Source organism: Corynebacterium sp. MSK195 (assembly GCF_030228885.1).
GTDB lineage: Bacteria > Actinomycetota > Actinomycetes > Mycobacteriales > Mycobacteriaceae > Corynebacterium.
Genome location: NZ_JASPGT010000001.1, coordinates 43,407 through 55,950 on the forward strand (window position 1 = coordinate 43,407; position 12,544 = coordinate 55,950).

Annotated in this window: 12 protein-coding genes, 2 tRNA genes and 1 other RNA gene; 9 read left to right on the forward strand and 6 right to left on the reverse strand. The window is 62.5% G+C overall.

Annotated elements, in window-relative coordinates:
• Positions 1–20: 20 nt before the first annotated feature.
• Together QP909_RS00195 and QP909_RS00200 are read right to left on the reverse strand one after the other, a co-directional pair.
• Positions 21–806 (reverse strand): HAD-IIA family hydrolase, encoded by a 786-nt coding sequence (locus tag QP909_RS00195; RefSeq protein WP_284765708.1) that lies wholly within the window; start codon positions 804–806, stop codon positions 21–23.
• Entirely contained in the window at positions 803–1,096 is a 294-nt protein-coding gene (locus tag QP909_RS00200; protein ID WP_225746656.1) for an acyl carrier protein, read from the reverse strand. The genes QP909_RS00195 and QP909_RS00200 overlap by 4 nt, the downstream gene beginning before the upstream one ends.
• Positions 1,097–1,123: 27 nt before the next feature.
• Here QP909_RS00200 and QP909_RS00205 point away from each other — a divergent pair, with 27 nt between their 5' ends.
• The gene (locus tag QP909_RS00205) at positions 1,124–2,122 is read left to right on the forward strand and encodes an alpha/beta fold hydrolase (protein WP_284765709.1); all 999 of its coding nucleotides are present in this window, start codon (positions 1,124–1,126) and stop codon (positions 2,120–2,122) included.
• A 112-nt stretch (positions 2,123–2,234) separates the two neighbouring features.
• Here QP909_RS00205 and aceE read toward each other — a convergent pair whose 3' ends face one another.
• Positions 2,235–4,982: a pyruvate dehydrogenase (acetyl-transferring), homodimeric type gene (aceE, locus tag QP909_RS00210; RefSeq protein WP_284765710.1), complete on the reverse strand. Its 2,748-nt coding sequence runs from the start codon at positions 4,980–4,982 to the stop codon at positions 2,235–2,237.
• A 337-nt stretch (positions 4,983–5,319) separates the two neighbouring features.
• On the opposite strand from aceE, the gene QP909_RS00215 reads away from it, so the two are divergent.
• Complete coding sequence (locus QP909_RS00215; RefSeq protein WP_005324380.1) at positions 5,320–5,718, forward strand: DUF3052 domain-containing protein; 399 nt, start codon at positions 5,320–5,322, stop codon at positions 5,716–5,718.
• A 68-nt stretch (positions 5,719–5,786) separates the two neighbouring features.
• Positions 5,787–5,859: transfer RNA gene (locus QP909_RS00220), tRNA-Val, on the forward strand.
• 208 nt (positions 5,860–6,067) lie between these two features.
• On the opposite strand, the gene QP909_RS00225 is transcribed toward QP909_RS00220, so the two are convergent.
• Entirely contained in the window at positions 6,068–6,817 is a 750-nt protein-coding gene (locus QP909_RS00225; RefSeq protein ID WP_284765711.1) for an SURF1 family cytochrome oxidase biogenesis protein, read from the reverse strand.
• Positions 6,774–6,873 (reverse strand) — tRNA-OTHER (locus tag QP909_RS00230). The genes QP909_RS00225 and QP909_RS00230 overlap by 44 nt, the downstream gene beginning before the upstream one ends.
• Here QP909_RS00230 and QP909_RS00235 point away from each other — a divergent pair.
• The gene (locus QP909_RS00235) at positions 6,836–7,042 is read left to right on the forward strand and encodes a hypothetical protein (protein WP_284765712.1); all 207 of its coding nucleotides are present in this window, start codon (positions 6,836–6,838) and stop codon (positions 7,040–7,042) included. The genes QP909_RS00230 and QP909_RS00235 overlap by 38 nt on opposite strands.
• Before the next feature lie 43 nt (positions 7,043–7,085).
• Here QP909_RS00235 and QP909_RS00240 read toward each other — a convergent pair whose 3' ends face one another.
• Positions 7,086–7,577: a low molecular weight protein-tyrosine-phosphatase gene (locus QP909_RS00240; RefSeq protein ID WP_040425191.1), complete on the reverse strand. Its 492-nt coding sequence runs from the start codon at positions 7,575–7,577 to the stop codon at positions 7,086–7,088.
• 95 nt (positions 7,578–7,672) lie between these two features.
• On the opposite strand from QP909_RS00240, the gene QP909_RS00245 reads away from it, so the two are divergent.
• The 5 genes from QP909_RS00245 (at position 7,673) to QP909_RS00265 (ending at position 12,542) form a co-directional block, all read left to right on the forward strand.
• Positions 7,673–8,812, forward strand: a complete 1,140-nt coding sequence (locus tag QP909_RS00245; RefSeq protein WP_284765713.1) for a Nif3-like dinuclear metal center hexameric protein — start codon at positions 7,673–7,675, stop codon at positions 8,810–8,812.
• Positions 8,813–9,529, forward strand: a complete 717-nt coding sequence (locus QP909_RS00250; RefSeq protein WP_005324390.1) for a zinc ribbon domain-containing protein — start codon at positions 8,813–8,815, stop codon at positions 9,527–9,529.
• Positions 9,529–10,659: a bifunctional RNase H/acid phosphatase gene (locus QP909_RS00255; protein WP_284765714.1), complete on the forward strand. Its 1,131-nt coding sequence runs from the start codon at positions 9,529–9,531 to the stop codon at positions 10,657–10,659. The genes QP909_RS00250 and QP909_RS00255 overlap by 1 nt, the downstream gene beginning before the upstream one ends.
• A 15-nt stretch (positions 10,660–10,674) precedes the next feature.
• An RNA gene (gene rnpB, locus QP909_RS00260) (RNase P RNA component class A) lies at positions 10,675–11,122 on the forward strand.
• 25 nt (positions 11,123–11,147) lie between these two features.
• Entirely contained in the window at positions 11,148–12,542 is a 1,395-nt protein-coding gene (locus QP909_RS00265; RefSeq protein ID WP_284765715.1) for an RNB domain-containing ribonuclease, read from the forward strand.
• Positions 12,543–12,544 lie beyond the last annotated feature (2 nt).

The window sequence follows — 12,544 nt, forward strand, 5'->3', positions numbered from 1 at the left end:
ATGGTGCGATTAGGAAAGAACTATTCCGTCTCTGCGAAAGGATCCAGGATCTTCTCTGGCAGCTCCGCCACGGACTTGAGCACGGCCGACGGGCGGTACGGGTAGCGGGAAATTTCTCGGTCATCGGAGATGCCGGAGCGCACCAGGACCGTGCGCATGCCGGCCTCAAGGCCCGCCTTGACGTCTGTATCCATGCGGTCACCAATCATGACCGTGTGCTCCGAGTGAGCACCAATATGATTGAGCGCCGAGCGCATCATGACCGGGTTAGGCTTGCCCACGTAATAAGGCTCGCGGTTGGTGGCGGCGGTAATCAGCGCAGCTACGGCGCCGGTAGCCGGAAGTACGCCCGTGGGGGCAGGGCCGGTGACATCCGGGTTGGTGGCAATAAAGCGTGCACCATCGCGGATGAGGTTAATGGCGGTGGTAATCGCCTCAAAGGAGTATGTGCGGGTCTCACCAAGCACCACGAAGTCCGGGTCATCGTTGGTGAGGATCCAGCCTGCCTCGTGCATGGCGGTGGTCAGGCCGGATTCGCCCACCACATAGGCCTTGCTGGAGCTTACCTGGCTGGAAAGAAAGTTCGCGGTAGCGGTAGCGGAGGTCCAGATGCGTTCTGCCGGAATATCCAGGCCAGTAGTGCGCAGGCGGGCAGATAGGTCCCGCGGGGTAGACATGGAGTTATTGGTCAGCACCATGTACTCGATGTCATTGTCTTTAAGTGCCTGGATAAATTTATCCGCGCCAGGGATCATCTCACCTTCTTTGATGAGCACGCCGTCCATATCGGATAGATAAGAAATCATTGGTGATCCTCCACATACTCGGCGATATCGCCGATGGTTTCGCTGTTGAGCATCGTCTCCTCAGAAAAACGCACCTGGAAGGCTTCTTCCGCGCGCACGGTGAGCTCCACCAGATCGAGCGACTCCACGCCGATATCCTTCAGGCGGGTCTCGCGGCCCAAGTCTTCCTCGGTCCCGGTGACCTTGTGGATGAGTGCGATGAGCTGGCTAAGAGTATCTCGCTCCGGCTCCTTATCCGGCGCACTCGCATTGAACTTTGCCTGCAATTGGGCACTGAGGTCGTTTGCCATGCCCACCAGTCTAGTATTGATCCCGTTATGGCATTGAGAAAACGTTCTTCCGTTGTGGCGCGTAGTTGGCTCAAGCGCCTGCGCCCCTCGCACCGCGCCGAGCTAGAAAAGCTTTATGGCGGATTGCATGATCCCTCTACCGAGCCGGGGCTTACCCACATCAGCGCGTCCGGCACCGTGGACCACGATGGCCTAGACATCGCCTGGTATGAAGTAGGCCAGCAGGACGCCCCGGTGACGGTGGTCTTCATCCACGGCTATTGCCTGTCCTCAGAAGCCTATTATGACCAGGCCAATTACCTGCGCGGCCGCAATGCCCGCGCACTCTTGGTGGACCTGCGTGGGCATGGGCAATCCTCCACGGTCGCCCCAGGAGAGTGCACCGTTGACGCGGCTGCCGACGACGTCCTAGCCGTCATCCGCGAGCGCGCTCCCCACGGCAATTTGGTCATCGTGGGCCATTCCCTGGGCGGCATGGTTGCCTTGAACCTCATCCGGCGTGCTCCGGCCGAGGTGTATGAGCGCATCAAGGGCGCGTTGCTGATTTCTACCTCTATGCGTCGCTTTGCGGCCAAGGGCGTGGCCCAGATTTTGCAATCCAAGTCCCTGCACGCGCTCTACCGCCTGTGCCTGCGCCTGCCCGGGCGCGTCGATAGCGCCCGCTTTGAGGTTGCCCGCTTTATCGCGCCGCTTTTCGCCGTGACCCTAGCCGGCTTTCCCCAGATGGAGAAGCTGCAGTTCCACGTTGCCATGCTTCTCGATACCCCCTTGGCCTCCTACTCCGGTTTCTTCGATGATCTTCTGGAACACGCCGAGTATGGTGCCGCAGAACGACTGGCAAAACTCCACGGTGAAGTAGTGGTGGGCACCGCCGATATCGTGACCCCGCGTTCGCAATCGGAAGTGCTCTGTGAGAATTGGCCAACCGCGAGCCTGCAAACGGTGGGAGGCTCCGGGCACATGGTGATTCTCGAAGACCCTGAGGCTATCTCCGCGGCCCTCGGCCGCGTTCTCGACGCGGTGTAGGCAGGCTTCTCGAAGGAGCCTCTCGAGGCACGCAAAAGGCGCCGCGGCGGGAAGCCGGCGGCGCCTTACTTGTAACGCATTGGTGCGGTTCTAGCTCGCACCAATGCGGGGATTAGTCCTCGATGTGGGTGGTAGCGGTCGGATCATCCAGCTTGAGATCCTTGGCTGCCTTCTCCACAACGGAGCGCTCAATCTTGCCCTCGCGAGCCAGGCCATCGAGTACGGCGACGACGATGGACTCGGCATCGATGTTGAAGTAGCGGCGTGCGCCTTCGCGAGTATCAGAGAAGCCGAAGCCATCCGCACCCAAGGTGATGTAGGTACCTGGGACGTACGGGCGGATCTGCTCCTGCAGCTCGGTGGTGAAGTCAGAGACGCCAACGAACGGACCCTCGTAGCCCTTGAGCTGGGAGGTAGCAAATGCCTCGGTCGGCTCCTCACCCTTGCGCAGGGCCTCCTTGTTGCGGCGGGCACCGTCGCGGGCCAGCTCGTTCCAGGAGGTGACGGAGAAGATGGAGGCCTTGACATCGAAGTCGTCGGCAAGCAGCTGCTGCGCGCGCAGCGCCTCGTGCACGCCCACGCCGGAAGCCAAGATATTGGCAGCAATGGAGCCGCCCTCAGCGGTGTTGAAGTGGTAGATGCCCTTGTGCAGGCCCTCCACGTCCAAGTCCTCCGGCTCGGCCGGCTGGTGCACCGGCTCGTTGTAGACGGTGAGGTAGTACATGATGGCCTCATGGTCCTTGCCGTACATGCGCTCAATACCGCGGGTGACCAGGTGCGCCACCTCGTAGCCGAAGGCCGGGTCATAAGAAACCACGGCCGGGTTGGTAGCGGCCAGGACAGGGGAGTGGCCGTCCATGTGCTGCAGGCCCTCACCGGTCAGGGTGGTGCGGCCGGCGGTAGCGCCGATAATGAAGCCGCGGCCCATCTGGTCACCAGCCGCCCAGAAGGCATCGCCGGTGCGCTGGAAGCCGAACATCGAGTAGAAGATGTACAGCGGAATCATGGCCTCGCCCTGGGTGGCATAGGACGTAGCTGCCGCGGTGAAGGAGGCAGCGGCGCCGGCCTCAGAAATGCCCTCGTGCATGATCTGGCCGTCGGTGGCCTCGCGGTAGGAGAGCATCAGGTCATGGTCAACCGGCACGTAGTTCTGGCCGCGCGGGTTCCAGATCTTCATGGTGGGGAACCAGGAGTCCATACCAAAGGTGCGGGCCTCGTCCGGAATGATCGGCACAACGCGCTTGCCCAGCTCCTTGTTGCGCATGATCTCCTTGAAGGTGCGCACCAGGGCCATGGTGGTGGCTACTTCCTGCTTGCCGGAGCCCTTGCGCACGGAGCGCAGCTTATCCAGCGCAGGTGCCTCAAGCGGGGTGAAGTCCTCACGGCGCTCCGGCAGGAAGCCGCCGAGCTCTTTACGACGCTCCAGCATGTACTTGATCTCCGGGGAATCCTTGCCCGGGTGGTAGTACGGCGGCAGGTACGGATCCTTCTCCAGCTCCGCATCGGAGAACGGAATCTCCTGCTTATCGCGGAAGCGCTTCAGATCATCCAGGGTCAGCTTCTTCATCTGGTGGGTAGCGTTGCGGCCCTCGAAGTTGTGGCCCAAGCCGTAGCCCTTAATGGTGTGCGCCAGGATGACGGTTGGCTTGCCGGTGCCCTTGTTCTCCAGCGCGCGAGCGTAGGCAGCGTAGACCTTGCGGTAATCGTGGCCGCCACGGCGCAGTGCCCAAATCTCATCATCGGACATGTCTTCTACCAGCTTGGCCGTGCGCTCATCGCGGCCGAAGAAGTGCTCACGCACATAGGCGCCATCATTCGCCTTAAAGGTCTGGTAGTCACCGTCGGAGGTGGTGTTCATGACGTTGACGAGGGCACCTTCGGTGTCCTTTTCCAGCAGCTTATCCCAGCCGCGGCCCCAAATAACCTTGATGACCTCCCAGCCAGCACCGCGGAAGAAGGACTCCAGCTCCTGGATGATCTGGGTATTGCCGCGAACCGGGCCGTCAAGGCGCTGCAGGTTGCAGTTGACCACGAAGGTGAGGTTATCCAGCTCGTAGAGGGATGCGATCTGCAGCAAACCGCGGGATTCTGGCTCGTCCATCTCGCCATCGCCCAAGAAAGCCCATACGTGCTGCTTGGAGGTGTCCTTGATGCCGCGGGTCTCCAGGTACTTATTAAAGCGTGCCTGGTAGATAGCGTTAATCGGGCCCAAGCCCATGGACACGGTGGGGAATTCCCAGAACCATGGCATCAGGCGCGGGTGCGGGTAGGACGGCAGGCCCTCGCCCTCACCGCGGGAGACCTCTTGGCGGAAGCCGTCCAGATCCTTTTCGGTCAGGCGGCCTTCCATGTATGCGCGCGCGTACATGCCTGGGGAAGCGTGGCCCTGGAAGAAGACCTGGTCGCCGCCTGAAGGATCGTCCTTGCCCTTGAAGAAGTGGTTCAGGCCGACCTCGTATAGCGGGGCGGCGCCTGCGTAGGTGGAGATGTGGCCGCCCACGCCAATGCCCGGGCGCTGTGCGCGGTGCACCATGATGGCTGCGTTCCAGCGGATCCAGCGGCGGTAGCGCTTCTCCAGCTCCTCATCACCTGGGAACTCCGGCTCCATGGTGGTGGGGATGGTGTTGACGAAGTCCGTAGACGTCAGCGACGGCACCTCAACGCGCTTCGCAGTAGCGCGCTCGAGCAGGCGCAGCATCAAGTAGCGTGCGCGCTCCGGATCGGAGTGGTCCAGCAGACCATCGAGGGAGTCCATCCACTCGCGGGTCTCTTCTGGATCATTATCGTGAAGATACGATGCAACGCCGTCGCGGATGAGGGGGAAGTTGGAGTCGCCCTGGTGGGCGTCCTTCTCGGCCATTTAAACCTCCTATTTAAGGGTCTGCACAGTTTGCCTACTAGGATACGCGCTCACAGATCCACAGTCGTTGTGAAGTCCGACTTAAGGGGACGTGCGGTACGTTACATTGCCATAACCAGTACCTTTGCAAAGTTTGTTGGGGCAAAAGAGGGTAGTTTGCTAACTCTGTGGAGCCAGCTGCGCTGGCGGCAGGGCCTGCAAAATGGGGGAATTGCGGCCCTTGGGCGGGTAAAAGGGGCCGGTGGGCGTTAAAATGCTTCTATTAAGCCGTGATTTACCCGCAGGATGCGGGCGATACGCGGACCAGACATTCACTAAAATAGGAAGGAAATGCATAGTGGCTGACGCTGCAGTCAAGCTCGGAATCAAGGAAGGGCAAATCGCCCTGGAGCTTGGTTGGGACGAGGATTGCGATACCGCAATCTCTGAATCGATCGAGGCCGTGCTCGGCGATGACTTCTTGGAAGAAGAAAATGACGAGCTGTGCGATGTAGTCCTTCTTTGGTGGCGCGAAGAAGACGGCGACCTTGTGGATGGACTGGTGGACGCGAGCCGCCCGCTGGCCGATAACGGTGCAGTCTGGCTGCTTACTCCAGGTGCCGGCAAGCCGGGAACCGTAGAGCCTGGGCTCATCTCTGAGTCTGCTCAGCTGGCAGGCCTAGTGCAGACCAAGGCGGAGCGCCTAGGCGAGTGGCAAGGCTCGTGCTTAGTGCAGCGCGGCTACACCAAGAAGTAGGGCTCTACCTGCCGATTTGTGTTGTTTTAGCAACCTGCGCTACTGTTTCTAACAGCGCAAGAGCGCATGCGGCTTTAGCTCAGCTGGAAGAGCAATTGGTTTACACCCAATAGGTCGGGGGTTCGATCCCCTCAGGCCGCACAAGACAGACCGCCTCTCGGACTCGGTTCCGAGAGGCGGTCATTTTTGTGTTGGTGGGCTTAGGCGGCTGGCAGAGTTGAGGGGGGTAAGGCCTGGGGAGCCAACTTGTGGCCACGTTATGCCCCAAGAGGGGAGGGCATAACGCATTAACGTGGCTGATTCGGGGCCTAGGCGGATGTTCAAGCAATAGCCTAGGCAGGCAGAGGACCTAGTAGCGCTCGCGGCGGCGCTTGTTCAGCTTGGCGTAGTGATCCGGCTTGGAGTCGCCGTAGCGCGAGCGATTGCGGCGGCTGGCGGCATGCGAGGAGGACGCGGCGGGAACGGCTGGGGCGGTATCGGTGGCGTCGTCAGCGGCCGCGTGGGCGTCGCGCCGGGAGGTCGCGGGGGACGGGGCTTCTACCGGTGCGGAGCTTGCACTGGAGGCGTCCGCGGGCTCGGATGGAGTTGAGGCATCGGCATCGAGGGCGGAGAGGGCTGCTTCCTCCTCGCGCAGGCGGCGGCGCTCACGGATTTCGGACCACACGAAGTAGCCCAAGCCCAGCGGGGCCATGATGCCGAAGGCAATCCACTGGTAGCCGTAGGAGAGGTGGTTGCCGCGGTCGAGCTGCGGGATAGGCATGGGGTTGAGCACGCCGGGCTGGTCGGCGGAGAGTTGGATGTAGTCGTGGGCCAAGGGGGCGTCGATAAGCGAGGCAATCTGCTCCGTATGGATGGAGTAGACCTGCTGGTAGCCCTCCTGCTTAATGGGGGCGGACTGGTGCTCGGCCTCATCGGCGCGAATCATGCCGGTAAGCGTGGTCTCGCCCGAGGGAGCATCAGGGATATCCGGCACGGCGTTGGCCTCGCCGGCCTTGACCCAGCCGCGGTTGACCAAGATGGTCAGGCCAGAATCGGTGCGGAAGGGAACCAGGGATTGGTAGGACGGGCCGGAATCGACCGGGCGCAGGCGCAGCAGCACCTCATCCTGCGGCAGGTAATGGCCGTGCAGGGTGGCGCGGGACCACTCATCGTCCTTGATGGCGCCGTTGTCATCCACGAGGTCTTCCACCGGCTGGGGGTCGGCCTCATAGGCGTGGGTGATGAGCTCGTTGCGTTCCACAATGTCATCGTCCTTGCCCAGCTGCCACGGGGCAAGGACGGTAAAAGCGAGGTAGGAAAAGGCCACGACGAACAGCAGCAGTAGAACCCAACCCGGCTTAAGGAACGTCTTTAGCATGGGGCCTAGTTTAGTCGTGGTTAGCGCGAATCCAATCCAGCAGGCCAGGCACGGCGGCCTCGATATTCTTGCGCGTGGTCTCGAAATCCGCTGTGGAACCGTAATAGGGGTCTGCCACGTCCGCGTCCTCCGGGGAGTTGGGGTCGAAGCTGCGCATCAGGCGAATCTTGTCGGGGTCGATGCCGTGCTCAATGAGGGCCTCGCGGTGGCCCTTGTCCATGGCAATGAAGAGATCAGCGTCCATGTGCTCGGCGCCTAGCTTGGCCGCGCGGTGGGAACCGCCATCGTGGCCGCCGCGGCGCAGCTCGGCAATCGCGCGCTCGTCCGCGCCCTGGCCAACATGCCAGCCGCCCAGACCGCAGGAATCTACGGTGGCGACGAGGTCTAGCATGTCCTTTTCCATTTCATCGCGCACGATGATTTCTGCCATGGGGGAGCGGCAGATATTGCCGGTGCAGACAAAGACGAGGTAAAGGCCGGAGCGGGTATCGGATTCGGTCATGCGGAAAACCCCTTCGCGCGAATAGTACTGTGGTGCGGAAGATAGGATATAGCAGTACTAACTATTCCATGAAACGAGCATAAAGGAGCACCTCTATGTCCGCTGTGAGCGTGGGCGATGTCCGCCGCGTACTCGATGAGTCCTACCCGCCGCACCTGGCGGAAAAGTGGGATGCCGTGGGGCTTATCTGCGGCGATCCGGCCGCGGAGGTAAAGCGCGTGGCCTTTGCCTTGGACTGCACCCAGGCGGTGGCCGAGCGCGCGGTGGAGCTTGGTGCGGACATGCTCGTGGTCCACCACCCGTTGCTTTTGCGCGGGGTGGAGTCCGTAGCGGCCGATACGCCCAAGGGCAAGGTAGTGCACACGCTGGTCAGCAATGGCGTGGCGCTCTTTGCGGCCCACACCAACGCGGATAAGGCGCGGCCGGGCGTCAACGACAAGCTCGCGGAGCTGGTAGGCATCAACCCCGGCCGGCCCATCGTGCCGGAGCCCCAGGGCGTGGATAAGTGGGGCGTGCACGTGCCGGTAGCCGCGGCCGAGGAGGTAAAGCAGGCGCTTTTCGACGCCGGCGCGGGCCACATCGGCGCCTACTCTCACTGCTCCTTTGATATCGCCGGCACGGGCCAATTCCAGCCGGAGGAGGGCGCTGACCCCACCGAGGGTGAGATTGGCGCGCTGCACCGCGGCGAGGAAATCCGCGTCGAGTTTGTCGCCCCAGCCGCACTTCGCTCCTCTTTGCTGAAGGCACTGCACACCGCCCACCCTTATGAGGTGCCGGCCTATGACATCACGGAAACTGCCGGCCACCAGGACCTGGACAAGGCGCTTGGCCTCGGACGCGTGGGAGAACTGCCGCAGGAGATGACCCTCCGCGAGTTCACCCAGCAGGTGGCCAATGCCCTCCCAGAGACCGCCTGGGGCATCCGCGCTGCCGGGGATCCGGAACAGAAGGTGTGGACCGTAGCTGTTTCTTCGGGCTCGGGCGATTCTTTCCTCTCCGCGGCCGCGAAGCTAGGCGTGGACGTGTATGTCACCTCGGATCTGCGCCACCACCCGGTGGATGAGCACCTGCGCGCCGGCGGCCCGGCCGTCATCGATACCGCCCACTGGGCCAGCGAATTTCCGTGGACGGCCCAGGCGCGCGATATCGTAGAGGATGCTTTAGAACTGGATACGGAAATTATTAGCCTGCGCACCGACCCGTGGACTATCTCTGCGCACCCAAAGGAGTCATAAGTGAAACTATCGCAAGAACTACAGCCGGTACTGCTGGAGCTGGCCAACCTGGAACGCTCGCAGGGCCATGGCGCTGAGAAGGAAATCCCGGAACAAGCCGAGTATGACAAGGCCAAAGAGGAGCACAAGCGCCTGCTCGATGCCTCCGGTTCTGCGCAGATGGCCGTCGATGACATGGAGACCGAAATTCTGCGCATCCAGGCCGATGAGCGCAAGCTACGCCAGCGCGAGCGCGATGATAAGCGCCAGCTCGGTGCCGCAGTGGACCCAGAAACCCGCAAGGATCTGGAGCACGACCTCTACGCTGCCAAGTCCCGCATCGCAGATCTCATGAGCGAGCTGCAGGAGGCGCATAACGAGGTGCACGCGCTGCGTTCCAATCTGGATGTCCACGGCGCGCGCGTTTCTGATTCCGAGCGCAAGCTGGAAAAGCTGCGCCGTGCGGCCGAGGCGGCTAAGGAAGCGGCCGCCAATCAAGAAGATCCGGCCGTGCGCATCGGCGAGCTGCGCGATCAACTGCCCGCCGGAGTGCTCAGCGAGTACGATACCCAGCGCGAGGAAAACGGCGTCGGCGCCGCCCAGTTCAAGGCCAACCGCGCCTGCGGCGGCTGCTTCATCGTCTTGCCGCCGGCCGAGCAAAACGCTGTGCGCAATGCCCCGGCCGATGAGCTGCCGCAGTGCGGAGATTGTGGCTCCTACCTGGTGCGCCTGGTCTAATGAAGGTCATCATCTACGCCGATGGCGGCTCCCGCGGCAACCCCGGGGTAGCCGGTTCCGGCACCGTTATCTATGACGGCAGCGGGCAGCGCATCCTGCGCGAAATTGTCTACGTGGTAGGCACCAAGTCCACCAATAACGTCGCAGAGTACAACGGCCTGCTGCGCGGCCTTGAAGCCGCCACCGAGATGGGCGCTACCGAGGTGGAATTCCACATGGATTCCAAGCTGGTGGTGGAACAAATCAACGGCCGCTGGAAGATCAAGCACCCTGATATGCAGAAGCTGGCCCTGCGCGCCCGCGAATACATCAACGGCTTTTCTTCTTTCAGCCTGGACTGGGTGCCGCGCGCCAAGAACAAGGTGGCAGACGCCCTGTCCAATGACGCCATGGATGCCGCGGCCGCCGGGCACCCGGAAGGCATCGTGGCCGGCGAAGAAGACGCCGAGTCAGCCCCAGCCGCGGAGCAGGACACCACCGCGCCGCACCCCACCGATTGGCTGGGGGACCGCGGACCTACCACCCGCTTTATCTTGCTGCGCCACGGGCAGACGGAGATGTCGGCCGCCAAGCAGTACTCCGGCCGCGCCAATCCGGGGCTTACGGAGCTTGGCCAAAAGCAGGCGCTCGCCGCTGCGCAGGCGCTTGCCGACGCCGACTTTGACGCCATCGTCTGCTCGCCCCTGCGCCGCTGCCAAGAGACCGCGGCGGCCGTGGCCAATGGCCGCGATATCGAGGTAGAGACCGTCGAAGGCCTCATCGAGGTGGACTTCGGTGCGTGGGAAGGCAAGACCGCGGCCGAGGCCCACCAGCGCGATCCGGAACTCCACGAGGAATGGCTGCACGATGCGAGCGTCGCCTGTCCGGGCGGCGAATCGCTGCAAGCGGTCAACCGTCGCGTGCGCACCACCCGCAAGGATCTCCAAGAGCGCTTTGCGGGCAAGACCGTGCTGGTGGTCAGCCACGTCAACCCAATTAAGTCCTTCATACGCCAGGCGCTCGATGCCGGCCCAGCCACCTTTGGGCACCTCTTCTTAGACCTGGCTGCCATTTCGCGGGTGGAATTTTGGGAAGGCGGCTCTATGGTGCACGGATTTAACGATGTGGGCCACCTGGCGGGCCTGCGCTAGAATAAGGAACGCGAATGAGCCGGCCGGGTGATCGCGTCGCTTCATACGGGCAGCTACGTGCTGCCGCGTGGGCGCCGAGGAAAGTCCGGACTCCACAGAGCACGGTGGTTGCTAACGGCAACCCGGGGAAACCCGCGGGCAAGTGCAACAGAAAGTAGACCGCCTCGTTCCTCCACTTGGTTTCGGCCACGTTGGAGCAGCAAGGTAAGGGTGAAACGGTGCGTTAAGAGCGCACCAGCACCGTCAGTGATGGCGGTGGCTGGGTAAACCCCACCGGGAGCAAGGCATCACGGCCCCGCCACGTTGCGGGGCCCGATCAGGCGTTTTAAGGCTGCTCGCTCGAGCCTGAAGGTAGCTGCTGGAACCAACTGGCAACGGTTGGTCTAGATGGATGTTCACCGCGCGGTGCTTCTCAGGGAGTGCCGCGGTTAGACAGAATCCGGCTTATAGGCCGACTCATTCGCCCTACTACGTTTATGGTGGTGGGCATGAAGCTCTATGCCGCCCCGCTTGATTTCCGCGCCATTGCCACAGAATTTTCGGTAGCCACCGATTTTCCGGCCGAGGTCACCGCCCAGGCCGCCCGCGCGCAGGACCGATATGCCGACTCGCGCCGCGACGCTCGCGATATTCCCTTTGTGACCCTGGATCCCGCCGGCTCCATGGACTTGGATCAGGCGGTCTACATCGAAGAGCGCGAGGGCGGATACCGCGTCTTTTATGCCATCGCGGACGTTGCTGCTTTCATCGAGCCCGGCAGCGAGCTGGAGCGCGAGTCGTTCCGCCGCGGCCAGACCATCTATCTTCCCGATGAACCCGCGCGCCTGCACCCGCCAGAGCTTTCCGAGGACCGAGCCTCGCTACTGCCTGGCACCGATAAGCCGGCCGTGTTGTGGACCTTTGACTTGGATGGCAACGGCGAGGTGGAGTCCTTCCACGTCGAGCGCGCGCTCATCTACTCCCAGGCCCGCCTGGATTATGAAGGCGCGCATGCGGATCTTGCGGCCGGCAACCTCCACCCATCTATTGCACTGCTGCCAGTGGTCGGACGGCTGCGCCAGGAATCCTCCCTGCGCCGCGAGGCCATTTCCTTGCGCCTGCCCTCCCAGCGGGTGGTGGAAAATGACGATGGCACCTTTGAGCTTGTCATCGAGCCGCGCTATGAGGTTATGGACTTTAACTCGGAGATGTCTTTGCTTGCCGGCATGTGCGCCGGGCGCCTCATGCAGGAAGCTGGCGTGGGCTTCTTGCGAACCCTGCCCGCGGCCGAGCCGGAGCACGAGCGCCAATTTCGCGCCGAGGCGCAGGCCCTAGGCTTTGCGCTTGGCGACGCCCCCATTCCCCAATTCCTCCTCACCGTCGACGCCGATTCCCCGCGCGGCATGGCCGTTATGCGCGAAGCCCAAAGCCTTTTGCGCGGAGCCGACTATGCCTGGCTAGGCGAGCAGGAGGCGCAGGTACACGCCGGAATTGGTGGCTACTATGCCCACGTCACCGCGCCGCTGCGACGCCTTTCCGATAGGTTCGCCACGGAAGTATGCCTAGCGCTGTGCGGCGGTTACGAGGTTCCCGAGTGGGTAACAGGCAGCGCCACGGAGGTCATCGGGGCAATGCGCTCGACCTCGCAGCTCGCCTCCCAAGTGGATAAGGCCTGCCTGAACCTGACGGAGGCGACAGTGCTGCGACCTCGGCTGGGTACCAATTTCTCAGCCACTGTGGTCCGCGGCGATCCGAAGCGGGACAGGGCGCGGATTTTCGTACCGGAGCCACCCGTCTTCGCCCAATGCGTGGGCGCACCGGAAACCGGCAGTGAAACCACTGTCTCGCTGGTGACGGCGGATACCGATTCGCGCGAGGTTCTTTTTGCCTGGCCGGCCGACTAGCC